The organism is Chitiniphilus purpureus (assembly GCF_025642115.1).
Taxonomy (GTDB): domain Bacteria; phylum Pseudomonadota; class Gammaproteobacteria; order Burkholderiales; family Chitinibacteraceae; genus Chitiniphilus; species Chitiniphilus purpureus.
The window spans coordinates 3337657-3362152 of sequence record NZ_CP106753.1; the positions used below are offsets into that span (position 1 = coordinate 3337657).

Annotated in this window: 25 protein-coding genes; 7 read left to right on the top strand and 18 right to left on the bottom strand. The window is 69.4% G+C overall.

Features of this window, described 5'->3' with window-relative positions; all coding sequences use genetic code 11:
* Window positions 1–30: 30 nt before the first annotated feature.
* The 13 genes from N8I74_RS15355 to N8I74_RS15415 all read right to left on the bottom strand — a co-directional run bounded on the left by N8I74_RS15355 (window position 31) and on the right by N8I74_RS15415 (window position 14377).
* A complete protein-coding gene (locus N8I74_RS15355) occupies window positions 31–2181 on the bottom strand; it encodes a putative baseplate assembly protein (protein WP_263123984.1) in 2151 nt (716 codons plus the stop codon).
* Window positions 2182–2194: 13 nt separating this feature from the next.
* Window positions 2195–2587 carry a GPW/gp25 family protein gene (locus tag N8I74_RS15360; protein ID WP_263123985.1) on the bottom strand — a complete coding sequence of 131 codons (393 nt, stop codon included), beginning with the start codon at window positions 2585–2587 and terminating at the stop codon, window positions 2195–2197.
* Window positions 2584–4458, bottom strand: a complete 1875-nt coding sequence (locus N8I74_RS15365; protein ID WP_263123986.1) for a hypothetical protein — start codon at window positions 4456–4458, stop codon at window positions 2584–2586. Before N8I74_RS15365 ends, N8I74_RS15360 begins: the two co-directional genes overlap by 4 nt.
* A 79-nt stretch (window positions 4459–4537) precedes the next feature.
* A complete protein-coding gene (locus tag N8I74_RS15370; RefSeq protein WP_263123987.1) occupies window positions 4538–5212 on the bottom strand; it encodes a phage baseplate assembly protein V in 675 nt (224 codons plus the stop codon).
* Window positions 5209–6288 (bottom strand): phage late control D family protein, encoded by a 1080-nt coding sequence (locus tag N8I74_RS15375; protein ID WP_263123988.1) that lies wholly within the window; start codon window positions 6286–6288, stop codon window positions 5209–5211. Before N8I74_RS15375 ends, N8I74_RS15370 begins: the two co-directional genes overlap by 4 nt.
* Before the next feature lie 48 nt (window positions 6289–6336).
* Window positions 6337–6501, bottom strand: coding sequence for a hypothetical protein (locus tag N8I74_RS15380; RefSeq protein WP_263123989.1), 165 nt, complete (start codon window positions 6499–6501; stop codon window positions 6337–6339).
* 15 nt (window positions 6502–6516) lie between these two features.
* Entirely contained in the window at window positions 6517–7842 is a 1326-nt protein-coding gene (locus tag N8I74_RS15385) for a CIS tube protein (protein WP_263123990.1), read from the bottom strand.
* Window positions 7843–7845: 3 nt separating this feature from the next.
* A complete protein-coding gene (locus N8I74_RS15390; protein WP_263123991.1) occupies window positions 7846–8445 on the bottom strand; it encodes a phage tail protein in 600 nt (199 codons plus the stop codon).
* Window positions 8446–8447: 2 nt separating this feature from the next.
* A complete protein-coding gene (locus N8I74_RS15395) occupies window positions 8448–10475 on the bottom strand; it encodes a phage tail sheath C-terminal domain-containing protein (RefSeq protein ID WP_263123992.1) in 2028 nt (675 codons plus the stop codon).
* Between the two features lie 20 nt (window positions 10476–10495).
* Entirely contained in the window at window positions 10496–10945 is a 450-nt protein-coding gene (locus N8I74_RS15400) for a phage tail protein (RefSeq protein ID WP_263123993.1), read from the bottom strand.
* Between the two features lie 79 nt (window positions 10946–11024).
* Entirely contained in the window at window positions 11025–12887 is a 1863-nt protein-coding gene (locus tag N8I74_RS15405; protein WP_263123994.1) for a phage tail sheath family protein, read from the bottom strand.
* Window positions 12888–12944: 57 nt separating this feature from the next.
* The gene (locus tag N8I74_RS15410) at window positions 12945–13778 is read right to left on the bottom strand and encodes a hypothetical protein (protein WP_263123995.1); all 834 of its coding nucleotides are present in this window, start codon (window positions 13776–13778) and stop codon (window positions 12945–12947) included.
* Window positions 13775–14377: a DUF4255 domain-containing protein gene (locus tag N8I74_RS15415; protein WP_263123996.1), complete on the bottom strand. Its 603-nt coding sequence runs from the start codon at window positions 14375–14377 to the stop codon at window positions 13775–13777. Before N8I74_RS15415 ends, N8I74_RS15410 begins: the two co-directional genes overlap by 4 nt.
* Before the next feature lie 372 nt (window positions 14378–14749).
* Here N8I74_RS15415 and N8I74_RS15420 point away from each other — a divergent pair, with 372 nt between their 5' ends.
* Complete coding sequence (locus N8I74_RS15420; RefSeq protein ID WP_263123997.1) at window positions 14750–15268, top strand: SPOR domain-containing protein; 519 nt, start codon at window positions 14750–14752, stop codon at window positions 15266–15268.
* A 329-nt stretch (window positions 15269–15597) separates the two neighbouring features.
* On the opposite strand, the gene N8I74_RS15425 is transcribed toward N8I74_RS15420, so the two are convergent.
* The 3 genes from N8I74_RS15425 to N8I74_RS15435 form a co-directional block, all read right to left on the bottom strand.
* Entirely contained in the window at window positions 15598–16392 is a 795-nt protein-coding gene (locus N8I74_RS15425) for an SDR family NAD(P)-dependent oxidoreductase (protein ID WP_263123998.1), read from the bottom strand.
* 81 nt (window positions 16393–16473) lie between these two features.
* A complete protein-coding gene (locus N8I74_RS15430) occupies window positions 16474–16851 on the bottom strand; it encodes a YciI family protein (protein ID WP_263123999.1) in 378 nt (125 codons plus the stop codon).
* Complete coding sequence (locus tag N8I74_RS15435; protein WP_263124000.1) at window positions 16848–18116, bottom strand: RNA polymerase sigma factor; 1269 nt, start codon at window positions 18114–18116, stop codon at window positions 16848–16850. The genes N8I74_RS15430 and N8I74_RS15435 overlap by 4 nt, the downstream gene beginning before the upstream one ends.
* A gap of 254 nt (window positions 18117–18370) precedes the next feature.
* Between N8I74_RS15435 and N8I74_RS15440 the strand changes: the two genes are divergently transcribed.
* Genes N8I74_RS15440 through N8I74_RS15465 form a run of 6 tightly spaced genes read left to right on the top strand, consistent with a single transcriptional unit; the run spans window position 18371 to window position 21157 of the window.
* Window positions 18371–18772: a GFA family protein gene (locus N8I74_RS15440; RefSeq protein WP_263124001.1), complete on the top strand. Its 402-nt coding sequence runs from the start codon at window positions 18371–18373 to the stop codon at window positions 18770–18772.
* 14 nt (window positions 18773–18786) lie between these two features.
* The gene (locus N8I74_RS15445; RefSeq protein ID WP_263124002.1) at window positions 18787–19434 is read left to right on the top strand and encodes a TetR/AcrR family transcriptional regulator; all 648 of its coding nucleotides are present in this window, start codon (window positions 18787–18789) and stop codon (window positions 19432–19434) included.
* Window positions 19431–19874: a VOC family protein gene (locus tag N8I74_RS15450; protein ID WP_263124003.1), complete on the top strand. Its 444-nt coding sequence runs from the start codon at window positions 19431–19433 to the stop codon at window positions 19872–19874. The genes N8I74_RS15445 and N8I74_RS15450 overlap by 4 nt, the downstream gene beginning before the upstream one ends.
* A gap of 1 nt (window position 19875) precedes the next feature.
* Entirely contained in the window at window positions 19876–20322 is a 447-nt protein-coding gene (locus N8I74_RS15455) for an SRPBCC family protein (protein ID WP_263124004.1), read from the top strand.
* Window positions 20319–20783 carry an SRPBCC domain-containing protein gene (locus N8I74_RS15460; protein WP_263124005.1) on the top strand — a complete coding sequence of 155 codons (465 nt, stop codon included), beginning with the start codon at window positions 20319–20321 and terminating at the stop codon, window positions 20781–20783. The genes N8I74_RS15455 and N8I74_RS15460 overlap by 4 nt, the downstream gene beginning before the upstream one ends.
* A 41-nt stretch (window positions 20784–20824) precedes the next feature.
* Window positions 20825–21157, top strand: a complete 333-nt coding sequence (locus tag N8I74_RS15465; RefSeq protein WP_263124006.1) for a nuclear transport factor 2 family protein — start codon at window positions 20825–20827, stop codon at window positions 21155–21157.
* Between the two features lie 176 nt (window positions 21158–21333).
* Here the strand turns inward: N8I74_RS15465 and N8I74_RS15470 are convergent, their stop codons facing one another.
* The gene (locus N8I74_RS15470; RefSeq protein WP_263124007.1) at window positions 21334–22689 is read right to left on the bottom strand and encodes a DUF6923 family protein; all 1356 of its coding nucleotides are present in this window, start codon (window positions 22687–22689) and stop codon (window positions 21334–21336) included.
* A 395-nt stretch (window positions 22690–23084) separates the two neighbouring features.
* Entirely contained in the window at window positions 23085–24419 is a 1335-nt protein-coding gene (locus tag N8I74_RS15475) for a pre-peptidase C-terminal domain-containing protein (protein ID WP_263124008.1), read from the bottom strand.
* Window positions 24420–24496: the final 77 nt, after the last annotated feature.

The following is a 24496-nucleotide window of genomic DNA, read 5'->3' on the forward strand; positions in this document are numbered from 1 at the left end:
CGTTGTCCGATGCGGTGCGGCGCGTGCCCATCAGCAGCGCTCCCGGATCACCGGCAGCGGCAGCACCACGCCGTCCGGCGGTTGCGGCGCCACCCCCTCGCCCGGCGGCGGCAATGGCAGGCCGTCCACCACGCTGATCGCCGCCAGCTCGGGCACCTCATGACGTGCCAGCGTGACAGTGCCGGGCTGCCAGTGCTCGCCGTCCCAGCCGGCCACGTCGAGCGCGTCCAGGTACTCGACGCCTTCCACCTGCAGCGCCGCCGCCTCCAGCTCCGGCCCGTGCACGCGCCGGCCCAGCGGCCAGCCCCGCCCCTCGGGGCCGTACGGTGGCAGCGGCGCAAGATATTGGCGCAGCACCAGCTCCACCCAGCGCCGCACCGCCTCGACGCCGTAGCCGGGCTTGACGTGCACCGCCACCGACACCGCGACCTTGCGGTAGACCGGCGCGATCACATACAGCTCGGTGGTGACGAGGCGGCGCGCATCAAGCCATTGGCACACCGCGCGCAGCAGCGCCGCATCGGGCTGCGGTGCGTCGGGGTGGGCCGCGTCGTGCTGCGGCCAGACCATCACACTGACCACGCCGGCCGCCTCCACCTGCGGCGCCTGAGGCCAGAAGCGCGGCAGGCATTCGGCGCGTCCGAGCTGCACGCCCGGCGTCATCGCCGCCAGTTCACGGAAATCGCCGGCGGTGACGGCGCGGTCGCGCCGACGCAGCTCGCCCGGAATGCGCGCCAGCGCCTCCTCCAGGCCCTCGGGGTCGGCGCCGCCGTGCGCCGGCAACGGGTTGGCCGCCTTCACCCCCGACAGTTCCAGCTTGTCGATCGCCCCAGCCGGCACATTGCCGGCAGCACCGCCACCATGGCGGTAGCCCCAGCAGCGGATGCGCTCGCCCCACTGCGGCAGGCGGCCGCGCAGCCCGTCGCCGAAGCGCACCAACCCGGCCTCGGCGTCCAGCACGAAATGCCGCGACTCGCGCTGGCTGCCGAAGAAGTCGTCGACCCGGGTGTAGGGCAGCCACTGCCCCGCTTCCTCCACTTCCAGCCGGATCGCGTCACTGGCGTTGTCCGGCAGCACCGGCGCGTGCGCGAGGCGGTACACCTGCCCCGGCTGCGCATTGCCTTCGCCGACGAACTGCGGTGCGGCCACACGCGCGTGCTCAGCTTCGGTGGCATTGAGCACCACCAGCTTGAATCGGCCGGGCGTGCTGCCGTCGCGGCGGAAGACACGCAGCCAGGCCACGGTCCGCGCCGCCAGTTCATCCGGCAGCGGGGGCGGGAAATCGCCGGCGCCGGCAAGGTCCGGATCGGTCTCGGGCAGGCCGATATCCTGCGCCACGCGTGGCAACTGCAGCCGCAGCACCCCCGATTGCGACAGGCCGCGCGTACTGTCGCCCAACAGTGCCAACGGCACGTACTGCGGCTGGCCATGCCTGAGCGGCCGTGCGGTCGAGACCTGCCACTGCAGCTGCGGTGCGCTCGCCTGGCCTGCCAGCCCCGCGCAGGGTGCGCTTTGCGCCAGCGGCGCCGCCGGCGCGTCGGCCTCGAAGCCAAGGTTGAGGACCGCGCCGGGCAGACGCGCCGCCTCATAGCCCGATCCGGCCAGCAGGGCCACCCACAGCATGCCGTCGACACTGGCGGTCAGGTCGAGCGGCTCACCCGGCTGCAGCAGCCGGGTCTCGAAATAGACGCGCGGCTGCTCCGCCAGCGCCGGCGGCAGCGCCAACGCGGTGCGCAATGCGAATTCATAGACTTCGGGCTCGGCATCGGCGTCGGGCGCGGCCACGCCGATGCGTGCCACCGCCTGTGCGTCCAGCGGCCAGGCGGTCAGCTCGGTCAGCGTCTGGAACGCCAATTGCCCGGCACGCGCCAGCGTCTTCTGCGGCACCGGCACGCCCTGCGGCATTTCGGTGGTGAGCGCCAGCAACGCCCGCGCCGCCTGCGCCGGCCGCAATGGCACCTGCAACAGCCGCAGGAACTCCAGGTAGGTGGCCTCGGGCACCTGGTTGAAGCGATACAGCAGGTTCTCGGCCTGGAAGGCAAACAGTTCGAGCAGCGTGATCGCCGGATCGCTCTCGTTGTGGTCGGTCCAGTCCGGGTTGTAGACCGGGATGCGTGCCTTGAGCTCCTGCGCCAGTTGCGCATAGCTGCGATCGTCGAGGATGGGGCTGGGCAGTGGCATGGCGGTGCTTTCCCTAGGCCAGGTAGAACGGATAGACGAGGTTGTCGCGGCTGCCGTCGCGCAGGTGGGTGTAGTCGATCTGCACCAGCACCAGCGATGGATCGCGCCCCGGCACCACCGCCACATCGCCCACTGCGATGCGCGGCTCCCAGCGCTTGAGGCTCTCGCGCACCTCGCGCTGGATCTGTGCCCGGGTGAGTGCGCTGTTGGTCTGCATCAGAAAGCGGCGCAGGCCGCAGCCGTAGTCGGGCAGCATCAGCCGCTCGCCAGGCTCGGTATCGAGCAGGATGGCGATGCTCTGGCGCACCTTCTCCGGTCCGTCGACAACGGGCAGCCGGCCTGCCCCATCGGGGGCGAGCGGCAGCCCAAGGCCGGCGCCCAGTACCAGTCGGCTGGTGCGGCTCATGCGTATTCCCCGGTGGTGGGCAGCTGGGTTTCGTATTTCCACTGCGAGATGCGCCGCGGCTCGAAGCGCAGCCGCCCGGTCAGATCGAGCCGGCTGCCCAGCTCGCTCGGGTCGTCCGGCGTGCTCAGCCGCGACTGCTCGTTGAGCACGTTGCTCAGTCCCACCAGCGGCGCATTGGTCAGGCGGTCCAGGTCCTGCCGGATGGCGTGGGCGCGTGCCAGGTGCTCGGGGTTGGCGATGCCGCCGGCCCCGCGTGGCAGGCCGGATGCCTCGGCCAGCGCATGCGGCAGCGACTGCGCGCTGTTGTCCGGCGAGACTTCGAGCAGTGCGGCACGCACCATGTCGCCGTCCAGCACGTCACCCCCGACCTCGATGCGGAACGCCGCGTCGTCCACCCCCACCGCCAGGTCCAGCCCGGCGTCGATCCCCACCTTGGGCGGGATGGCCGCAAGCTCGGTCTGCAGCGCGCCTTCGAACTTGAAGCTGGGCAGGATGCAGAACTTGAACGCCAGCAGGAACCACAGCTGGAAGATGAACACCACAATGGGCAGGAACAGCGACAGCACGAACAGCGCCACCAGCGTGATCAACGGGATGGAGAAATGGCACACCGCACCCGGCCCCATGCTGCCGCCGGTGACCGCGCCGCCCTCCACCTTGGGATGCAGCGACTGCGGCTGCACGAACTTGACCGGCGACAGCGAACCCACCGGCCGTGCCAGTGCCTGTGCCGCCAGTTCGGCGAGGTTGGGCATCTGGATGGTGACCGGCCGGTTGGCGCTGCCCATCGGATCGCTCGGTGCGGCAAGGCGGTAGCGCGGCAGCGGCGCGCTCCAGGTGAGCGCACCGTCGCAATCCGGCGCGCGCGCGTTCAGGCCGGCGCCGGGACAGGCGCAATCGTGGCGGCGGAAGAAGGCACGGATCTCGTAGATGCTGCGCTCGTCGAAACGCGGATCGCCGGCGTTGGTGGTCTCGAACGCGCTGGTGGGCACCACGCCGAAGTAGAGCGCGCGTCCGCGCGCAGCGTGGTCGGTCACCTTGGGATCGGCAAACACCCGGTAGAGCGGGAACCAGGCCTCGGTCAGCGTCTGTGGCGTTTCCTCCACCGGCTGCCACTGTCCGATGCCGCGGTGCTCGCCGGGCACCCAGCCCTGGGCGAAATCGACCACGCCGTGCTCGGCCTGCCATCCGGCGAGCAGCGCGCGCTGGCGCAGCACCTCGTCATGGGCGGCAGCGCGCCGGGCCTCGAATTCGCCGTGGGCCTTGAGCCGGGCGTTGCGCGCCGCGCGCTGGCGGGCAGCAGCGGGGCGCAACGGGATGGTCTCCTCCAGCCCGGCCAGCACCGCCTGGGCCGAGACCAGGTCGCGCAGCCGGCGCCCGCCCTCGGCACTGGCTTCCTGCGGTACCGCCAGCCGGCGCCGGCGCACCACGAAGCCGGCCTGACACACCGCCTCGGCCGGCACCGCCGGCATCCCGGGCGCATCGCAATGCAGCTCGCACACCACCAGATAGTGCCGGGCATGCGCCGGCAGGAAGAGCTTGCGCAGCCCCGAGGGCACCAGCGACGAGCGGCGCAGGTCGGTGGCCGGGTCACCCTGCCGCCAGGGCGTGCCGTCCGCCTTGAGCGGGAAGAACGCGGCAAGCTTGCCGGCAAAGCGCGTGGCCGGCAGCGTGACGTAGTGCAGGTTGTAGATCTGGTCGTCGTCGTCGAACCGCAGCGAGTGCTGCGGGTCGCGCAGGAAGTCGTTGACGAAGTCGTCGCTGGCGAACTTCTGCAGCACCGGCGCCGTGCCGCGCCCGGACGAGGGCACACCGGCCTTGTCCCAGCGGTACCAGGGCGCGGTGACGCGCCAGGGATGGGCAGCATTCATCGCAGTGGCTCCGGCAGGCAGGCCGTTGCCCCGCCGCTGCCGACCGGCAGCGGCGGGATGGGGCGGTGGCGGGTCCGGATCACCATACGTTGCCTGCTCCCGGCGTGTAGCTGGGCGAGACCACCGATTGGGTGATCAGCGTCTGGCATACCACCGTGCCGTCGCAATTGACCATCGGGGCATGGACATTGACCGCGCTGGCGTTGACCTCCACCGTGGCATTGGCGGTGATGCTGACCTGCCCGGCGGCATTCATCTCGATCCTGCAGCCGTTGGCGTGCTGCAGCGTCACCTGCTGGGCCGCATCGTCCAGCACCAACCGATGGCCGCTTTGCAGCGACAGCGTCACCTTGGCCGCGCCGGCGCTGTCGTCGAACTCCAGCAGGCTGCCGCTGCGCGTCTTCAACAGGCGCTTGTTGTTGGCGGCGGCCGCCGCCTCGGGCAGCGCCTGCCGGCCGTTCCATACCGCGCCGACGATATACGCGCGTTCGAGTACGCCGGCCTCGAAGGCGACGATCACCTCCGAGCCGACTTCGGGCAGGATCTCCCAGCCCTGGCCGTCGTCGGCGTACAGGCTGATGAGCCGCGCCCAGACCCGCACGCCGGCACCGGCCTCGCCCAGCCACGGGAACGCCACCTGCACCTGCCCGTAGCCATCCGGGTCGACCAGATCCTGGACGATGGCCGGATACAGCCCGAACAGCCGCCGCCCGGGGAGGCCGCCGTCGTAGCGGTCAAAGTCGGCGGTATTCATGGGGTCTCCAGATAGGGGCGTTCAGCCTCGAACAGCGTGCGGTGGCCGTCGATCTCGTCGTAGCTGTGACGCACCCGGGTCACGTGGTAACCGCCGCCGGCAAACGGCGCCGCCACCCGCGCCAGCGTCACCGTGGCACCCACCGCCAGCTGCGGTGTGCCGCTGGTGATGCCGCGCACCGCGACAAAGCCGCGCGCCCGCTGCAGCTGCTGCGCCTGCGCCCAGGCGCGTGCGGCGTCGCTGTCCAGCGGCACCTCGCGGGTGCGCCAGCCCGGGTAGTCGCCCAGCGCCGCCAGCACCGCGCTGCCCAGCCGCCCCCGCGGTGCCTCGGCCCGCGCCACGTCGCCCTCAACCGTCCCGTCGATGCCGTCGCGCGCGGCCACGTCGTAGCCGGTCACATGCGTCGCGCTGCGCTGATGCGCGAGGTCCGCCCGGATCTGCAGCTCCACCAGATCGGCGCCATTGATCAGCTCGATCCCGCTGCCGCCGCGCCGGTCGCGGCGCTTGAAGCCCAGCTTGCCGTCGAGCGTCCACAGTTCGGCGGCAATGAGCCGCGCCCGCTCGCGCAGGAACGCCAGGTCGCTCTGGTTGAACTGCTGTACCACCGGATAGGTCGGCCCATCGGCGTCCACATCGGGGATCAGCCCATGCTCGGCGGCGATGCTGCGGGCGATGTCGGCATCCGACACCCGCTCCCAGGTCTTGCTGCGCCGGGTCAGCCGCAGCGCCGCCAGCGCATCCTCGGCGAACACCAGCGCCTCGGGCTCGGCACCCTCGCGATAGCGTGCCTCGATCGCGCTGACCTTGCCGTCGAACACCGTGCAGGCACCGCCCTGCGGCCCCAATGCCACCGAAAGCCGCCGGCCGAAGTCGAACACCCGGCCGTCGAGGTACAGCTCGGTCTCGCCCTGCTGGTCCTCGCGCGGCCCCCAGGCGACAAAGCGCGCACTCAGGCGCTTCATGCCGTACACGTCCTCGTCGATCTCCAGCCGGCGCACGTCCAGCGACAGGCTGGCGCGGCGCTCGCCGTCGACCGAGAAGGTCGGCGTGTTGGCCTGCAGCAACGTCAGCGACATGGCCGCCTCACCGGGCCCGCAGCAGGGGCAGACGCACAGCGACGCATCTCAATCCTCGCTGCCCCAGGCACTGGTGCGCCGCGCATCGCGCGCAGCGAGCTCGGCGGCCTCGCGCCAGCGCAACTGCACCTGCCAGGCCGGCGGCTCGGCCGCCGGCGGGGATTCGGCATCCAGGGTGACTTCGCTGTCCACCTGGTCGATCAGAACGGTCATCGCATGCTCCTGAGGTCAATGGCAGCCGCAATGGCAGCCGCGCGCATGGCGCACGGCGCGCACGGGGCCGGGTTCGGCCGCCGGCAGTGCCTGCCAGCCCGGGACGGCCGGGTTGTCGGTACTGGGCGGCAGGCTGGGGTCGCGGGTGGCGGCCTGGCCGGTCAACAGATTGGCGCGGGTCTCGACCGCGCCGCCGATGCGCTCACGCAGCGGCACCCCGGCGCCGAAATGGGCGGTGCGGGGATCGGCGCGCAACGCGAACACCTGGTTGCGCTGCCCGGGATTGGCCGCGGCGGCGGCGATCGGGTTGTCCGGTGCGGCGACCGTCGGCGCGGCGCCTTCGAACGCGCGGCGCGCCGCGGTTTCGCCCGCGATGGCCGCCTCGGCCTTGAGCGCCTCCAATCCGGCACCCACGCCGCCGGCCCCGGCCAGCGCATGGCCCCGTACGATGGCATCGCGCGGGTCGGCACCGCTGCCAGCGCCGGCCCCCCCGCCGGTAAGGCCGAGCCGTGCCGGGCCAGCGGTGGCCGCGCCGGCAACCACCCCGCCCGCATGCCCGAGTCCGACCGGGGCGGCGGCACCCAGCCGGATCTCGACACCGGCCTGCAACCGCAGCGGATCGCCGATGCCGGCAGCCAGCGCGCGCCAGCCGGCCGGATCGAGGCCGTGCCGCTGGGCGAGCTGTGCCAGGCTTTCGCCGTCGAGTGCCCGCGCCAGCGTGGCACCGGCCGCGTCGAGCGCGCCGCGTGCCTGCGACAGCGCCTGGGCGACGGGGCTGCCGGCCAGCGCCGCGGCACCGGGCGGCTGGGCGCCGGGCATGGCGGGAGCCGGACTGCCCGGCGTCGGCGCGCCGGCGGTGTCGGCCGTGCCCGGGCCGCGCCGGCCCAGCTGGTAGGCGGGGTCCTGCGCCTTGATGGTCAGGCTGACCTTGGCGCGCAGCGGCGTGCCGTCGGCGGCGAAGTGGTCCAGGTCCATGCCGTAGCTTTCGACGAGGCCGTCGATCTGCATGCGCGCCCATTCGAAACGCACCCGCGGCGGGATCTGCTGGCCGGTCTTGGGCCGCACGAAGTATTCGATCTTGTCGGTGCGCTCAAGCACCGGGGTCGGATCGTCGGTCTGGCCTTCATCGGCGCTGTCGAACACCAGCTCCAGCGTCAGCGTGGTCGAACCCGAGCCGACGTACTGACGGGCCTGGCGGCCGCTTTGCTGCCCGCCTTCGGTACGGTTGGCGATCGCCAGCCGCAGCGAAGTGGGATTGAACTGCACCGGGATGCGCGGCGCCAGTTCACGCGGGCGCTCGCCCGTGGAAATCTCGACCAGATAGGCTTTGACCAGCTCCATGCGTCACTCCAGCCGCAATCCTTCGTGGACGATCTGCAACTCCTCGATCGCGATCTCGCCGGTGCGGGCGTTCAGCTCGGGGCCGCGCACCTTGAGCGGCAGGCCGCGCTCGAAGCTCCAGGTGGCGACCGGTGTGTTGGCCGCATCCAGCACCTCGATCACCCCGTCGTAGCGTGGCAGCGGCCGGGTGCCGGCAACCACCGCCTGCAGCCAGCGCCATAGTTCGTCGCGCAGCGCGCCACCGCTGGGGTGGAACATGCCGCGCCTGAAGGTGAGCGGCACGTAGCGCGCCCGCCCGGCACGGCGCACCACACCGTCGTTGCGCCCGCCTTCCAGGTAGTCGGCCACGTCCATGCTCACTTCCAGGCCGCTGACTTCCTGGAACGCGCCATCGGTGAGCGCGGCACCGTCCTGCTGCTCGGCCTGCTGCCGGGCGCTGGCGGCCAGCGGCGCGAGCGCCGGGTCGGCCGTTGCGGCCTCGGCCATGCTGCGCGCCGCATCGCGTGACACCTGCCTCTCCTCGGCGGCAGCGGCGCTCTCGGGGCTGCGCCGCAGCCGGACCCGGAAGCGGAAGGTACGCATGAACAACAGCGCTTCGGTCATGTTCATTCCTCCAGACTCAACGTGCCGTCGCCGTCGCGCGTGAGCCGCAGCACGATGAATTCGAGCGGCTCGGCCGGCGCCACGCCGATCTGCATCACCAGTTCGCCCACGTCACCGCGCCAAGGCGGATTGAGCACGTCGTCACAGCGCACGAAGAACGCCTGCGCCTCGCTGGCGCCGCGCAGCGCGCCGGCCCGGTACAGACGGCGCAGCAGCGCGGTCACGAGCTGGGCCAGTTCCCGGCGCAGCGCCGGGCCATTGGGCTCGAACACCGCCCATTGCATGCGGCGCGCCAGGGTGCGACGCAACATCAGCATCAGCCGCCGCACCGAGAGCTGGCGCCAGTCGGCATCGCGCGACAATGTGCGCGCCGCGCTCAGCAGCACGCCGGTGCTGTCGTGCAGGAACACGTTGACGCCGGACTGATGCAACGCGGCGTGGGTCTGCGGATCGACGCGTACCGCCGTCTTGACCGCGTCGCGCGCCACGCTGTTGGCCGGGCCAGCCTGCACCCCCAGCTGCAGCTCGCGCGCGGCGATGATGCCGGCGGCCGGCGCCGACGGCGGGATCAGCACCAGCGCGTCGCGGCCGTCGTCATCGCCTGCCACCGCCAGCCAGGGGTGGTAGGCAGCGGCGTAGCCGGTGTCGAACTGGCTGCGCCAGGCGAGGATCTGCTGCGGCGTCAGCCCCGGCGGCACATCGAGCAGCGCGATCCGCTCGGCTGTGGTCGCCGCGAAGCCTGCCACCTGCTGCTGCAGGGCAACGATGCGCGCAAGGTGGTCCGGCCGCTTGGGATCGAGCGCCAGGCCGGCGAGTGCGTCGGTGAGATCGTCCTGCGCCGGTGCCGGCGGCAGCACCACACAGTCACCGAATGCGGGGCCGGCAAGCGAGGGCTGGAACACCTTGCCGGCTGGCGGCAGCGCACGCGGCTGATACAGGTCGGGCACGCACAGCTGGGTCAGATCCGGGATGCGGTGCAGCGCGTGGAGACCGGCAAAGTCCGCGTCGTCGGCCGCCGGGTCCCAGCCTGCATCGAAGAAGTCGGCATGCACGAGATCGGCCCAACGGTCCGCCCCGCCATCGAACGGCCGGCTCGCCGCCGACGGCAGCGCGGGGTTGAGCGGCATCACCCGGCCGCCCGCCCAGGCTGCATCCGGCCAGACCAGCGTGGACTGCTGGCACAGCACACTGGCCAGCCAACGCGGATGCGCCACCGACAGCCCCAGCGCGGTGAAGCATTCGCTGCGACCGGCGCCGTCCGAGACCGCCAGTTCGCCGGCCACCTCCTCGATGCGGACAAGCTGTTCGGGCTTGAACACGCCGCCCCCGGCACCGGGCAGCGCGGCGGACAGCGTGGCGGCGCGGTAGCGTTGCGGTTGCTGCATGTCGCCTGCGGTGGCGACGCCGGTCACCCAGCGCAGATGGCGCGTGCCGTCCACCAGATGGAGCCGCAGCAGCGCGCCCTCGGGCAGCGCGCTGTCACGTGCCAGGCGCAGGCTGGCGGCGGTGAGCGCGACCGCCTGCAACGGTGCGGCCAGGAAGGTGAGCGCCAGCACGAGCGCATTGCCCCAGCGACCTTCGTTGCGCGCGGCGAACGCCAGCGGTACGGCAAGGCCGGCAAGCTCACCGTGGGCGACTCCCTTGTTGTTGCGCGCATCGCCGTACTCGTGGACCACGCGCACGATATAGGCGCGCGCGCCGCCCTGCTCGAAGAAGCTGGCCACCGCGTACGGCAACAGGCCCGGCCCTTCGAATCCGCCGAACAGCGCACGGTATTCGTCGAAGCGCTCCACCGGCACCGCCACGCTGCGCAGCCGTGCGCGGCCGGGCAGGCACATGGTCCAGTCGGCCGCGTGTTGCGCGGTTTCGTCCACCTTGGGTACGCGGCACGGTCCGCGCGGCGCGACACCGACGAAGGCGCACACGTCCATGCGCTCGCCGGTGAGGCGGCGCACCGGGTCGGGCGGCAGCGTATAGACGCCGGGGGCGCCGCGGGCGATGCGATCAAGGACGGCATCCAGGGCTGGCATGGCGGTGTGTGCTCCCAGATTCAGGCGTACTCGATGCCTTCGTGGGCGAGCTGGATCTCCTCCATCGCCACCTCGCCGCCGCCCTTGGCCGCCAGCGTCGGCCCGGTCCATTTCTTGATCTGGGCATTGCGCAGCGAAAAGGTCAGCACCGGCTGGCGCGCCTCGTCCAGCAACGTGATGGTGACGGTGCGCGGTTCGTGCTGCCCTTCACGCACCCGCTTGTACCACTCGAACAGGTCGAGCGAGCCGATCAGGCCGCGCTTGAGTGTCACGTCGTCGTTCTTGAAGGTGTTGGCCACCTTGCGCACGGTGTTCACCGGCTCGTTGCCGTTACGGTATTCCGAGTAGCTGATTTCCGAACCCAGGCCGCTCACGTCCGAAAAACCGGCCACCACGCTCGCTTCGTCGGTGCCGCCGAGCGAGACCAGGTAGTTGAACGCGCCATAGGGGTTGGTTCGCAATGTCGCCATGGGGCTGATCCTTCTGCTGCTAAGTAGGAACGCCGGGGCGAAGGCGCGTCGGCATCAGCGGCGCACCCGCCCGGCACCGTCATTTCTGCGCGTCCGCGGTCCACTGACCGACGCGGAAGATCACGAACTCGGCCGGCTTGACCGGTGCGACGCCGACCAGACAGATCAGCCGGCCGTTGTCCAGGTCGTTCTGCGCCATGGTGGTGCGATCACAGCGGACGAAGTACGCGTCCTCGGGCTTGTCGCCCAGCAGCGCGCCATCGCGCCACATCACGTACAGGAAGTCCTCGACCATGCGCCGGATGTTGGCCCACAGCCGCGCGTTGTTCGGCTCGAACACCGCCCACTGCGTGCCCTTGTCGATGCTGTGCTCCAGGTAGATGAACAGCCGCCGCACGTTCACGTATTTCCATTCCGGGTCCGAGCTGATGGTGCGCGCGCCCCAGACGCGGTTGCCCCGCCCTTCGAAGAAGCGCAGCGCATTGATGCCCTCCGGGTTGAGCACATCCTGGCGTGGCTTGTTGATATTGGCTTCGAAACGGGTCAACCCGCGTACCACCTCATTGGCCGGCGCCTTGTGCACGCCCCGTTCGATGTCGCTGCGGGCGTAGATGCCGGCGACAAAACCCGACGGCGGCAACAGCAGCCGCTTTTGCGGCGCGCCCTGGGTGGGGCGCTCGTTCGGGTCGAGAATTTCCACCCATGGGTGATAAATTGCCGCATATTTGCTGTCGAACAACCCGCGGAATTCGCGTACCTGGTTCATCGACGAACCGCGTGGCGCATCCAGTACGGCGATGCGATAGCGACAGCGCTCGGCATGCGCGATCAGCGCCGCCGCCCCGCTGGCCACGTCCGCCAGCGCCACCGCGTCGGGCAACGCAACGATGGCGATGTCATCGATCTCGGCCAGCGCCTCCAGCCCGGTGGCCTTGACGTCGGCGTCGTCCAGGCTTGCGGGCTCGCCGGCCAGGTCGGCATCGATCAGCGTGCTGCCGTCGTCCCCGCCGGCAAGGCGCGGGCTGGGGTTGGCCTGCAGCGCGATCAACAGCAAGGCCGGCAGGAACGAGGGCACCGGTGCACCCGGCGGCTCGGGGTCCCAGTCCAGCCAGACGGTGCTGTCCTCGTCCTCGGGGTCGTCCTGTTGCAGGATGTGACCGATGTAACGCCGCTGGGCCGGGTGCAGCCCGAGCTCCTGGGTCACGTCGATACGCTCATCGTTCACCGCCACGGTCACCCTCGCTTCGACCAGCTGGATGATGGCGTTGGCCGCGGGCAGCACCGGATTGCCGTTCTTGTCCGAGAAGCTTTGCTTGCCGTCGGCATCCTGCGTCACCACTGCCAGCTGATCCGCATCGAGCGGCGCATTGCCGACCGGGATGGGGTCGCCCGGGGCGATGATCTCGACCAGGGCGCCATCGCGCGCGCGGCGCGCCTGCACGTCGCCCTCGTCATCCAGGTAGGACACGTTCTTGCTGCGCACCGCTTCGGTGCGCACATGCACCTCGCCGGCCCGCCCCGGCCAGCGCGCATACCAGGTGGCGGTCAGGCCGCCGCCGGCATTGATCGCCCGACGGGCACAGCCGGCGTAGGTGGGCTCGCCGGTGCCGCCGTCCACGCCCGGTGCCGCCTGGGCATACACCCGCGACACGTAGAGGCGCTGGCCGCCGTTGAGGAAGAAGGCGCGCACCGCATGCGCCAGATAGTTGATACGGCCGACCCCGTCGGGGGCCACGTCCTCCAGCCCGCCATAGACCCGTTCGAACTCGGTGAAGCTCGTGATCAGCCGGGGTGCGGCCGCCTTGGGCGCGCCCGGAAAGTAGACCGGCCCATAGCGCGTGGCGCCGGCGAAACCGGTGGTGGAGGTGGGCACGCCTTCCAGCGATTTGGCGCGAAAGCTGACCTCTTCGACGTACACGCCGGGCGCAAGGTACTCGGGCATCGCATTCTCTCCTACAGAGTGTTCACAATGGCCACGCTGTGGCGGCCCGGTTGCACATCAGAACGCCAGGTCGGCCAGCCCGCGTGCGAGCACGCCCAGCCGCAGGTTGACCACCCGGTGCGCCACCGGCACATAGCCGGGTGGCAGCTCGGCGCCGGCCAGCACCGCATCGTCCGGCCCCCAGCCGGCCGGCGTTTCCAGCGGCACGTCCCACAGTGGGTCGCGCTGCGGCGTCCCGGCATCGGGCGGCACCGGTTCGGGGGGCGCGAACAGCGTCAGGCGCACGCTCATCGCCGCGCCGTTGCCCGGCTGCGCCGCCGCCGGGGGCAGCAGCAGCAGCACCTCGCCGCGCTCGTCGCCACAGCCGCGCGCGACAATGCTGGCCTGTGCCAGATCGGCCTGCGCCGCCGGCACACTGGCGACCAGCCGCACCCAGCGCGCCGGGCGACGTGGCAGGCCGTTGCCGGGATTGCGTACCGCATGGATACGCACGCCGGTGGCGGTCTCCCATATGGGGTAGGCCGGCCCGGGGAACAGCCAGACACGGCAGGCACGTGCGCCCGGAGCGGCCGCCTCGGCCTGCGCCAGCGTGGGCAGCGTGAGCGCCAGCCGCCGTGGCAACAGCATGCGATGGGCGGATGGCGGGGCGTAGCGGCCCTGCGCCGCCGGCACCAGCCGTACTACCAGCGGCTGCGCCGTACCGGACTGGCGCGGGTGGTAGCGCAGCACGAAGCGGTTGGACGGCAGGCATGTCAGCGGCGGTCGCCGGGCCGGCGGCAATTCGTCGAGCGAGACCGTCAGCGGCATCAACGCGGGCTGGCCGCTGGCCGCATCCATCAGCGCCAGCCCCAGCGCCAGGTGCTGCGTGATCACCGCGGTGCCGGCGTTCACGTCACCTCCAGGCCGGCTTGGGCGCTGGCGGTGACCACGTCCGGATCGCGCACCGCGGGCACGCCATCCACACGCACCACGCGCGCGATGTAGGGTACCGAGAGCCGGTAGTCGATCGGCAACGAATCGAAGATGCGCATCAGGGCTTCGGTGTCCACCTCTTCGAGCACCAGATGCAGCGCCTCGGTCGGTGCCCAGTCGGCCGCGCCCGCCAGCAGCGGCCCGGACAGGATGGGGGTGTCCTCGATCGCCTGCATCGCCCGGCCCAGGATGCGGTGCTCGTTCTCGGCGGCGTCGGCCCAGGCGGTGATCAGGAAATGCAGATCGAGTGCCAGATGCGAGCGGCCGTCGGCCTGCCCCACCGCCGACCAGGCCGCGCGCATGGTCTTGTTGAAATCGACGCGATACAGGAACAGCGTCAGCGCCGGCAGCTGCACCAGCTGCTTGAGGGCGGTGGGTTCCAGATCGTCGGTGCGCGCAATCGCCACCGAGGTGGGGTTTGCCAACGGCTCCATTTCCGCGAAGCGCACTTGCAGCAGGCGCTGGATGCTGCGCCCGGCCGCCGAAACACTGGCAAATCCACCCATGCTGTTGACCATGCCGCGATGCCGGCAACGCCGGCGATGCCATCATGACAGCAAGGGCCATGCCGACTTGGCACCTTGTCTTTCAAGCAGTTGAATACGCATCGTTTTCTGGCGGACGCCAGTCGACAGCATCGTGTCACCGCACTGTCTGTGTTACACCTGTTGTGACAACCACCGGTGGGGCTGATACAGCAAAGGCGACGATTGAGACACCGGGGCCGGCGTGCCGATGACAGGGCGCCGGAAAAGCCGGTGCTTTTGCCTTTGCACCAGCCCGCAGCCGGCGCGCAGCGCCGGTGTAACGGCAAGCACCTTGTCCTGTTGCATGCCGGTGTAATCGGTGCCGTGCTATAAACCGGCTCATCGCGCGTTGCGGACGCCCCCATGAAAAAGACGTTGTTCCTGATCCTGATCCTGCTGTTCGGCGCCCTGTTGTTCCTGGCGGGTCTGTTGGCACCGCTGCATTGGAAGAACGAGGCCGACACGGGCCTGCGCTCGGCCGCAGCACGTCTGGGCCTGACCACCCCACCGCCAGCCCATGCTGCCAGCGCCGCAGTGCCCGCGCCCGCCGCGGCTTCGACCCCGCCACCGGCGGTGCTGGCCGAAGCGCTGATCGTGCCCGCCCTGCCCCCGGCCCAGGCCGACTATGGGCTGCAGGTGGCGCAACTGGCCAGCTACGAGGCGGCACAGGGCCTGCTGGCACAGGCACGCACACAGAAGGTGGCGGCCCGCATCGTCACCGTGGCCGACGAGGACGGCAGCCACTGGTATGTGCTCGCCGCCGGGCCTTACCCCAGCGTGGACGCCGCAAAGGCCGCCCGGCCGCTGGTGGCGCGCTATCTTGGTGTGGAGGCGGGCATGCCGGTGATCGTGCTGCCGGCCGCGCCGGCCAAGCCCGGGTGAAGCGCACCTGACCCCCAGGCCGCATCACCCACGCCACTGGTGCTGTCTGGATGGCCAGGGATCGCATGCCGTCCCCGGAAACCGGCCGGTCCGGCCAGGACTGCTGCCGACTGCGGTGCTCAACATGCAGTGCTGCAAACGCTCCCCGGTTCGGCGTACCACCAAACCGATCGGTTGCCGGCATCGGTGCAAGCAAGGCGCCCCACAGGTTGCCGCGCCGAACCGAGCCCGCGGCGCCGCCGGACTGGCGCAGGGGAAGGGTCTTGGCCGGGCCCGACGCCGGGTCCTGCCGATCCCGCTGGGCAACAGCCCGGCATCGGCCGGCACATCTAGTCGGGCACCAGCCCACAACTCATGTTGACGATCGCCCCAGTCATCGCCCCGGCCTCTTCGGAAGCGAGAAAGACGGCGGTCTGCGCCAGCTGTGCCAGCGTGGGCAGGCGCTTAAGCGGCGTGCCGTGCGCTGCTGCGGCCAGCATGGCATCGAGTGTGATCCCCTGCGCAGCGCAATCCCGGCTGAACACCTCCCGGCTGTGCGAGCCCTGCGTCGCCGCTTCGGGAATGGCATGGCTGCGGATGCACAGCGCACGGATGCCACGTTCACCCAGTTCGCCGGCCAGATGGCGTGTCAGCGCTTCCACACCGGCGCAGGCCACGCAATGCCCCAGGTAACCCGGCCCGAGCAGCTGTCCAGCCGGGGTGGACAACGCCAGGATGGCGGCGCCGCGCACGGTCATCCACGGTGCGACCGCCTTGGCGATCAGGAAGTGGCTGCGGATATAGGTATCCACCGGCAGGCAGAAATCCGCCAGTGACAGCGCCGACAGCGGCGTACCTTGCACATGGTCGACACCGATGGCGTTGACGGCGATATCGATCCGGCCCGTGCATGCCGCGATGTCCGCGGCATGGGTTGCCGTTGCCGGTTCATCGAGCGCGTCCACCTGCGCCACCTTGGCGTGGCCACCGGTACGTGCGATATCGGCGGCCACCGCTTCCAGCTTGGGCAATGAACGGCCGGCGAGAAACACGTGTGCGCCGGCAGCGGCAAATGCACGCGCGATCGCGCCGCCCAACACCCCACCCCCGCCGTAGACCACGGCCTGCTTGTCTTTCAATACCATCTGCGTCTCCTGGTTGTGCCCGCTTTTGCGCGGGCCTGCACCAAGGACGCACGGGGGCGCGCCGCTCCGACAACGCCACCGCTACCTTTCGTCGGCCGGCATGGTGGAGGGCAGCATGCCGGGATCGAACACCCCCACGGGCCGGATCTCGATCACGCCGGTGTCGAACTGCAGCCGGCGCGCCGCCGCGATCGCCGCATCCAGTGTCGGGCAATCGACCAGGTACAGGCCCAGCAGCTGCTCCTTGCTCTCGGCATAGGGGCCGTCCAGCACCACGTCATCGTCGGCATGCAGCGTACAGGCCTGCCCGGGTGCCAGCCGCATCACCGGACCGAGGCGCGCCTCAGCGCGCAGTTCCCGGCGCAATTGGGCATGCCGTTCCATCAAGGCTGCCTCTTCGGTATCGCTCCAGCTACGGAGCGCGTCTTCAGAGCCATGAATCAGTAGTGCATAGATCATGTCGGTCCTCGGTTTTCAACAGGCGGATTCAAGCCGGCGTCCAGGTAATCGATCTGCCGGCGGATGTGGCGCGCCTCGGCGGGGGTGCGGGCCAGCGCCAGCGCGGTGCCGAAGGCTTCATGCGCCGCGGCGTGCCGCCCCAGCCGCAGCAGCAGCGCGCCTCGTACCCCATGGAAGTGGAAATAGCCGGCCAGCCGTTCGCCCAATGGCGTGATCGACGCGAGCGCGGCGGCCGGGCCCTGGGTCTTCTCCAAGGCGACCGCCCGGTTCAGCGTCACCACAGGCGAAGGCTGGATCGCCTCCAGTACGGCATAGAGGGCGTCGATCGCAGCCCAGTCCGTCTGATCGGCGCGGGCGGCGCAGGCATGCGCTGCGGCGATCTCGGCCTGGAGCCGATAGGGGCCGGGCCGGCCGTGGGCACGGGCCTGGCACAGCAATGCGCAGCCCTCGGCGATGGCCGCATGGTCCCAGCGCCGGCGATCCTGGTCTTCCAGCAGCACCACATCGCCGCCGGCATCGAGCCGCGCGGCGCGGCGGGCGTGCTGCAGCAGCATCAACGCGGTCAGCCCTGACACTTCGCCATCGTCGGGAAACAGTTCGCCAAGCAGCCGCATCAGCCGGATGGCTTCGTCGCACAGCGCCGCGCGCACCATCTGCGCGCCGCCGCTGGCGGCATAGCCTTCGTTGAACATCAGATACAGCGTGCCGGATACCGCCGCCAGCCGCGCCTGGCGCGCTGCGGCATCCGGGGTGTCGAACGGGATGCCCTCGACGGTGATGCGCCGCTTGGCCCGCGTGATCCGCTGCGCCATCGCGCGCTCGGCCACGAGAAACGCACTGGCGATCTCCCGGACCGTCAGCCCGCACACCACGCGCAGTGCCAGCGCGATGCGCTGTGCCGGGGGCAGCACCGGGTGGCAGGCAACGAACAGCAGCCGCAGCAGATCATCGCGATAGCATGCCTGGTCCAGTTGTTCGGCATGGTCGGGCTGCTCGGCTTCGAGCTGCAGCCCTTCGGGGGGCAGCGGCGCATGGCGCGCCTCGCGTCTCAGCTGATCGAGCGCGGCATTGCGACCCACCAGGATCAGCCACGCCAGCGGGTCGCGCGGCGCACCGTCGGCCGGCCAGCGTTGCAGCGCACGCAGACACGCCTCCTGAAAGGCATCCTCTGCCATTTCCATGCTGCGCAGATAGCGCAGCAACGCCGCCAACGCCCGGGGGCGGGCGGCGGCCAGCGTCGATGCGATCCAGACAGGGTCGGTCACGTTGCACTTCCAGGTTGGTCCAGGCCCTCTGCCACGCCGGCATGGCAGCAAGCCACGCGCCAAGGACGAAACAGGCCGCCCCATTCCGACATCATCGCCAGTCGGCGTACCTGCGCTAACGCCTGTGCACCAAACAAGGCGGCGGAGCGGCACGGCGGGCCAGGCTGAGGCACCGAGCGGAATTGTACCCGGCGTTGACCATACCAACCGGTATGGCCTAGTATGACCATACCAACTGGTATGGACCATCAGCCATGGCACTACGCACCTACACAGGCAGCTGCCACTGCGGCGCCGTCCGCTTCGAGGCCGAGGTGGATCTCGAAGCCGGCACCAGCCGCTGCAACTGTTCGATCTGCTTCAAGGGCCGCTTCTGGAAGGCCGTGATTCCGGCCAGCGGCTTGCACGTGTTGCAGGGCGAAGCCGAACTCGCCAGCTATCGCTTCAGTTCGCACAGTGTGTGCCATCTGTTCTGCCGGCGATGCGGCATCAAGCCGTTCGGCCGGGTGCGGCTGCAGGCCGGCGACTTTGTCGCCGTCAATGTTGCCTGCCTGGATGATGTGGACGACGCGGTGCTTGCCGCGCTGCCTGTCCAGTTCGAAGACGGACGTCACGAGCATTGGGATCGGGCGCCGGATGTCACAACGCACCTGTGATACGCGGGCAAGCCATGCATCCCGATTCGACGCCGCCAGCCCCGACCACGCGCCCTCCCGACTCGCGCACACGCATCCTCACCGCCGCGCTCGGCGTGCTGCGTGAGAAAGGCTATACCGCGACCACGGTGGACGACCTGTGCCGCGCCGCCGGCGTGACCAAGGGCAGCTTCTTCCACCACTTCGAGAGCAAGGAAGCCGCCGTGCTGGCCGCGATCGGGCACTGGAACGAGACGACCGGCGCGCTCTTCGCGCAGGCGCCGTACTGGCAGGTCGCCGACCCACGCGCGCGACTGCTGGCCTACCTCGACTTTCGCGCGCAGCTGGTGCGCGGCGCACTCCCCGAGTTCACCTGCCTGCTGGGCACGCTGGCACAGGAGACCTTTGCCAGCCACCCGGCGCTGCAGGCGGCCTGCGGCGCCGGCATCGACGCGCATGCGATGACCCTGGTACCGATCATCGAAGCGGCACGCCTGCAGCACGCACCCGATGCCGACTGGCGCGCCGAAAGCCTTGCACACCATACCCAGACCGTGCTGCAGGGCGGCTTCGTGCTGGCCAAGGCACTGAACGACCCCGCAGTCGCATTGGACGCCATCGCGCATCTGCGGCGCTACATCGAGCAACTGCTTCCCCACCCCACCCGGAGTACCTCCCGATGAAGATCGAACCCTATCTGTTTTTCGACGGCCAGGCCGAAGAGGCCATCGCGTTCTATCAAGAGGCGCTGGGCGCCAAGCTCGAAGCGTTGATGCGCTATGCCGAGTGTCCCGATCCCGTGCCGCCCGAATACATGCCGGCCGGCGGTCCGCAGAAGCTGATGCACGCCAGCCTGCTGATCGACGGGCAGCGGCTGATGCTGAGCGACGGCGTGCCACCGGAAGTCCGCGGTTTCTATGGCTTCAGCCTGACCTTGCAATACGAGTCGGAGCCGGAGGTACGCCGTGCCTACGACAAGCTGGCCGAGGGCGGTCAGATCATCATGCCGCTCGGCGCCACCTTCTTCTCGCCGTGCTACGGCATGCTCAACGACCGTTTCGGCGTGCAATGGATGGTGATGATCCTGTCTGAAGCGCAGGCTGAAGCGTGCCGGGAGTCCTGACATGAGCTACACCCTGACCCAGGTGCGCATCCTGCGTGCCCCGCCCGAACGCGTCTACCGCGCCTTCCTCGATCCGGCGGCGCTGGCCAAATGGAACGCGCCCAACGGCTTCACTGCCGTCGTGCATGAACTCGACGCGCGCGTCGGCGGGCGCTACCGCATCTCCTTCGTCAACTTCGGCCACGGCCAGGCGCACAGCTTCGGCGGCGAGTACCTCGAACTGGTGCCGGGTGAGCGGATCGTTGCCACCGATCGCTTTGACGACCCCAACCTGCCGGACAGCATCCGCACCACCGTCACCTTCAAGGCCGTCAGCTGCGGCTGCGAGCTGACCGTGACGCAGGCAGGGCTGCCCGACGTGATCCCCGCCGACGCGTGCCGGATGGGCTGGCAGGAATCGCTCGATCTGCTGGCACGGCTGGTCGAGCCCGAGATCCCTACGCAATGACGACGGCGCCACTGATCGTGACACGCTCGCTGGTGAGCGGAGCGCCACGCGCCGCCCTGTGGTCGGTCCTGACCGAACCGCGCCATCTGCGCCAGTGGATGCAGGTGGTGCCGGCCTTTCCGGATGAGCGGCCGTTGCAGGCGGGCAGCCTCGTCGAATGGCGCGATGTGGCCGGGCAGCCCTACCTGCTCGGCCGTGTCACCCGGTTCGAGCCGCAACACCGCTGGGTGATGACGCTGCACGACCGCAGCTGGCCTCGCCAGCCGGAAGCGGATGAAGTCACCTACGGCTTTGCATTGAGCGAAATGGCGGACGGCGTGCGCATCGACTTTCGGCTCGGCGATCTGGCCATCGATCCGCAGGGCCAGGGTTGGCATGACAGTTACGCCCACAGCCAGGAGCTCGAACGCATCGCACGGCTGGCGCAGGCGCTTGCATCGGGACCTACGGCGCAAGAATGAGGTGCTGGCCCTGATCCGCGCCTGGGAGCAGGCGTGGCGGCATGGCGGGCATCCTCGCGCACCATGCGGACGATAGCGTGATGTTCGACGTGCCCGAGCCGCTGCAGTGCCTCGGGCTCGATGCCTACCGTGCGACCTGGGCGTTGCTCTTCCGCCATGGCACCCCGGGCCCGGACCTTTTCGTCATCCAGGATCTGCACATCACCGCCGGGCCGGACGTCACCTTTGCCCGGGGCCTGTTGCGCATCGGCGGCTCGCTCGAACCCCTGTGCCGCCTGACCCTCGGCCTCGAAAAACGCGCGGGCCGCTGGCTGATCGTCCACGAGCACCACTCGGCGCCGCATCCGCGTGGCGGGCGCGGGGACGGGACGTAGGCCCCGTCGCGCCCTGCCTTGCCCGCATTGGCCAACCGGCTGCCCGGACCTGCGGCGCACGCCGCGCGGCGGCAGCTACGCAGGCGAGCGGATGGGGCGGGATTCCTTGCCTGGCCAGCCTGCGCAGCCACGCATGCCAGCCGTCGCCCGGCCGCCATGCCAGCGGCCGGCTCGGCCTACTGCGCTGCCTGCCAGCGCGTCACCGTCACCTCGACCTGTGACTGGCGCGTGCCGTACAGCGACACATAGACGGCGTTGCCCGCCGGTACGCTGCAGTTCTCGGTGGAGCCGGCCGCGGTCGACTTGCAGTCGTAGCGCCGCAGCGTGGGCTTGGCGCCCGCCCGCAGGTAGAGATCGGCATTGCCGGTGCCCACTACGGCGGCATTGAGTTCCTGTACCGATGCATAGGGCCCGAGGTGCACCCACTGCCGGGACGGGACCGCCACAGCCTGCGTCTGCACCACCCGCACCGGGCCCGGATTGGGATTCGGATTAGGCTCGCCACCGCCGGACAGCGTCAGCACCTTGCGCTGGTCGTTGCACTCGTAATGGACCTGGTTGCCGTCGTTGGAGATGCCGATCACGTGCACGTCGTAGTAGACCGTGTTCCACGGCGTGAGCTGGCAATCGAGCCGCACGCTCTGCCGGGAGGCCAGGTTGTTGATGTCGAACACTTCGATATCGCGGTACAGGTTGTTCCAGCCGATCAGCCGGTTGCCGTGCCGCGCACGGTAGTGACTGGCGTACAGATTGTGCTGGAAGACCGACGGAAAGGTCTGCACCGCACCGGTGGTGATATCGATCTGCTTGATGCTGTTGTCCAGCGTATAGGCGTAGCCGGCAACCTTGTTGTTGCCGATATAGACCGGGTCGTACAGGATGCCGGAACGGGTCGGCAGCGAGGCCAGGGTCTCCAGCTGCCGGGTGGCGAGGTCGTAGCGGTAGAAGGTGGTCGGCGCACCCTCGCTGGCGAAGATCAGGTGGTTGGCGCCATCCCGGCCCAGGAAGCCGCCGTCGACGGTGGTGACGGTCTCGCGCAGGCTGAAGTCGTTCAGATCGTAGGCCTTGAAGCCGGCGGCGCGGTTGAGCTGCACCATGATGCGATCGTCGGTCAGCACCATCCGGGTCTTGTCGGAACCCAGGTAGGTGGAGCTCCACTGATTGCCTGGCGAGTCGTCGAAACAATGCAGCCGGGCACCGGAGTCGACTGCATAGAGGCACACGCTGCCGAACGACCAATATATCCCGTCCCCACCGCCCCACTCGCTGATATTGATCGCAAGCATCCGGTTGTCGCTGCTGAAGGCCATGCCGATGATGTCGTCGGCCTGGTCCACCTGCAGCGTCGAGATCAGGCTGCCGCTGGCGGCGTCGAGGATGTTCACATGGGTGTAGCTGAGCGACTCGGCGCGATAGCGGCCGTCCGGCGAGAACGCCACCCCCACCTCCTTGGGGTAGATGAAGGCTTCAGACAAGGCGCAGACCGGCAACAGGCACGCCGCCAGCAGCGCAAGTGCTTTGGGGTAGTTCATGGGAGGCCTCTCTTTTTGACGGTGTAATGGCCTCGCCACTATAGGAGCGCACCCTTGCACAAAGCCTGCAGGCGGCATACAAGCCGCCACCCGGAATATTCCAGCGTGCTAACGGTGAGTGGCGGCGACCAGCGACGCTTGATGGGGAACAGGCGGTCCCGTCCCCTGGGCACCGTCCAGTGCTGTACCGGCGTGCCACCGCAACCAAGACCCTCCGATCACTCGATCGACGTGGCCTGCGCTGATGGCCGTACTGCCGGGGCGGTCATCCCGCCCGTATCGGAAGAGGCGCTGCCAATGGCAGTGTCAGGTCTCCCCGCATCCCAACATCGCCGTCGAAGAGACCTTCCTTGGAGCCGGGGCCATACTTGCGCCGCCACCGATCCGCTGCAGGCCTACGGTGCCTGCCAGCGCCCCACCGTCACTTCGACCCGTGCCCGGCGCACGCCGTACAGCGACACATAGAACGCGCTGCCCGCCGGCCTGGTGCCCGCCAGTATGGTGCAACTATCGATGGAATCGGCACGGGTCGACTTGCAGTCGTAGTGGCGCAGCGTCGGCTTGGCCCCCGTACGCACGTAGAGGTCGGCATCGCCGGTGCCGGTCACGGCAATAGTGAGGTCCTTCATCGAGGTGTAGGGCCCGAGATGCACCCATTGCCGGGACCGCACCGTAACGCTGTGCTTCTCCACCACATACACCGAACCCGGGTTGGGCGTAGGCTTGCCGGACAGCGACAGCACCCGGCGCTCGTCATTGCACTCGTAATAGATCAGGTCGCCATCGTTCGAAATGCCGGTAACCTGCACATCGTAGATCGTCTCCCAAGGCCGGGGCTGGCAATCAAGCTGCGCGATCTGTTTGGAGGCAAGGTCGTTGGTATCGAACACCTCGATATCCCGGTACGGCCTGCTCCAGCCGATCAGCCGGTTGCCGATGCGGGCGCGATAGTGCCCCCCGTAAAAAACATTCTCGAAGATCGAAGGAAAGGCCTGGACGGCACCGGTGGTGATATCGATCTGCCTGATGATGAGTTTCTCCAGATGGGGATACCCGACAACCTTGTTGTTGCCGATATAGACGGGGTCATACAGGATGCCCGGGCTGGTCGGCAGCGAGGCCAGGGTTTCCAGCTGCCGCGTGGCGAGGTCATAGCGGTAGAAGGTGGTCGGTGCACCGTTGCTGGCAAAGATCAGGTGGTTATTGCCGTCGCGCCCCAGGAAGCCGCCGTCTACGGTGGTGACGATCTCGCGCAGGCTGAAATCGTTCAGGTCATAGGCCTTGAAACCGGGTTCACGGTTGAGCTGCACCATGATGCGGTCGTCGGTCAGCGCCATCCGGGTCTTGTCGGCGTTGGGGTTGCCTTGCGAGTCGTCGAAGCAATGCAGCCGCGCGCCGGTATCGACCGCATAGAGGCACACGCTGCCGAATGACCACCACAGCCCATCGCCGCCGCCCCACTCGCTGATGTTGATCGCGAGCATCCGGTTGTCGCTGCTGAAGGCCATGCCGATGATTTCGTTGGCCCGCTCCATGCTGAGGGTGGAAATCTGGCTGCCGCTGGCAGCATCGAGGATGTTCACCCGATCGTAATTGACCCGCTCGGCGCGATAGCGGCCGTCCGGCGAGAACGCAACACCCACTTCCTCGGTGTAGATGAAAGCGTTGGACAAGGCGCAGACGGGCAGCAGCGCTGCCAACAGCAGCGCGAGCGCTCTGATGCAGTTCATGGAGGGGCCTCCTGTCAGGTTGACTGATGACACAGCCCCATCACTATAAAAACACATGCTTGCACGAAACCTGCAAG

Excerpts from the sequence above, each read along its gene's own strand:
- N8I74_RS15355 (WP_263123984.1), bottom strand. The coding sequence starts at position 2,181 with ATGCCACTGCCCAGCCCCATCCTCGACGATCGCAGCTATGCGCAACTG.
- N8I74_RS15360 (WP_263123985.1), bottom strand. The coding sequence starts at position 2,587 with ATGAGCCGCACCAGCCGACTGGTACTGGGCGCCGGCCTTGGGCTGCCG.
- N8I74_RS15365 (WP_263123986.1), bottom strand. The coding sequence starts at position 4,458 with ATGAATGCTGCCCATCCCTGGCGCGTCACCGCGCCCTGGTACCGCTGG.
- N8I74_RS15370 (WP_263123987.1), bottom strand. The coding sequence starts at position 5,212 with ATGAATACCGCCGACTTTGACCGCTACGACGGCGGCCTCCCCGGGCGG.
- N8I74_RS15375 (WP_263123988.1), bottom strand. The coding sequence starts at position 6,288 with ATGTCGCTGACGTTGCTGCAGGCCAACACGCCGACCTTCTCGGTCGAC.
- N8I74_RS15380 (WP_263123989.1), bottom strand. The coding sequence starts at position 6,501 with ATGACCGTTCTGATCGACCAGGTGGACAGCGAAGTCACCCTGGATGCC.
- N8I74_RS15385 (WP_263123990.1), bottom strand. The coding sequence starts at position 7,842 with ATGGAGCTGGTCAAAGCCTATCTGGTCGAGATTTCCACGGGCGAGCGC.
- N8I74_RS15390 (WP_263123991.1), bottom strand. The coding sequence starts at position 8,445 with ATGACCGAAGCGCTGTTGTTCATGCGTACCTTCCGCTTCCGGGTCCGG.
- N8I74_RS15395 (WP_263123992.1), bottom strand. The coding sequence starts at position 10,475 with ATGCCAGCCCTGGATGCCGTCCTTGATCGCATCGCCCGCGGCGCCCCC.
- N8I74_RS15400 (WP_263123993.1), bottom strand. The coding sequence starts at position 10,945 with ATGGCGACATTGCGAACCAACCCCTATGGCGCGTTCAACTACCTGGTC.
- N8I74_RS15405 (WP_263123994.1), bottom strand. The coding sequence starts at position 12,887 with ATGCCCGAGTACCTTGCGCCCGGCGTGTACGTCGAAGAGGTCAGCTTT.
- N8I74_RS15415 (WP_263123996.1), bottom strand. The coding sequence starts at position 14,377 with ATGGTCAACAGCATGGGTGGATTTGCCAGTGTTTCGGCGGCCGGGCGC.
- N8I74_RS15420 (WP_263123997.1), top strand. The coding sequence starts at position 14,750 with ATGAAAAAGACGTTGTTCCTGATCCTGATCCTGCTGTTCGGCGCCCTG.
- N8I74_RS15425 (WP_263123998.1), bottom strand. The coding sequence starts at position 16,392 with ATGGTATTGAAAGACAAGCAGGCCGTGGTCTACGGCGGGGGTGGGGTG.
- N8I74_RS15430 (WP_263123999.1), bottom strand. The coding sequence starts at position 16,851 with ATGATCTATGCACTACTGATTCATGGCTCTGAAGACGCGCTCCGTAGC.
- N8I74_RS15440 (WP_263124001.1), top strand. The coding sequence starts at position 18,371 with ATGGCACTACGCACCTACACAGGCAGCTGCCACTGCGGCGCCGTCCGC.
- N8I74_RS15445 (WP_263124002.1), top strand. The coding sequence starts at position 18,787 with ATGCATCCCGATTCGACGCCGCCAGCCCCGACCACGCGCCCTCCCGAC.
- N8I74_RS15450 (WP_263124003.1), top strand. The coding sequence starts at position 19,431 with ATGAAGATCGAACCCTATCTGTTTTTCGACGGCCAGGCCGAAGAGGCC.
- N8I74_RS15455 (WP_263124004.1), top strand. The coding sequence starts at position 19,876 with ATGAGCTACACCCTGACCCAGGTGCGCATCCTGCGTGCCCCGCCCGAA.
- N8I74_RS15460 (WP_263124005.1), top strand. The coding sequence starts at position 20,319 with ATGACGACGGCGCCACTGATCGTGACACGCTCGCTGGTGAGCGGAGCG.
- N8I74_RS15465 (WP_263124006.1), top strand. The coding sequence starts at position 20,825 with ATGGCGGGCATCCTCGCGCACCATGCGGACGATAGCGTGATGTTCGAC.
- N8I74_RS15470 (WP_263124007.1), bottom strand. The coding sequence starts at position 22,689 with ATGAACTACCCCAAAGCACTTGCGCTGCTGGCGGCGTGCCTGTTGCCG.
- N8I74_RS15475 (WP_263124008.1), bottom strand. The coding sequence starts at position 24,419 with ATGAACTGCATCAGAGCGCTCGCGCTGCTGTTGGCAGCGCTGCTGCCC.